1 protein-coding gene is annotated in these 216 nt (G+C 42.6%); it reads left to right on the forward strand.

The genetic code is table 11. The features are described from left to right. Nucleotides 1-216: hypothetical protein (locus Q0975_RS28460; protein WP_299444396.1), on the forward strand; the 216-nt coding region annotated here is incomplete at both ends.

Raw genomic sequence — 216 nt, forward strand, 5'->3', positions numbered from 1 at the left:
GACAGATACCTATGTTGATACAAACGGTAACGGTATCATCGATGCCGGAGATACGATCAACTATGTATTTACAGTGACTAATACAGGTAATATAGATTTAACAGGTATCAGTGTAACCGATGCCTTGGCTACAGTGACACCAGCAACTACGATTGACTTGGTAGTAGGCGCGAGTGATAGTAGCACTTATACAGCTAGTTATGTGATCACCCCAGC

It is taken from the genome of uncultured Aquimarina sp. (assembly GCF_947500065.1).
GTDB lineage: Bacteria > Bacteroidota > Bacteroidia > Flavobacteriales > Flavobacteriaceae > Aquimarina.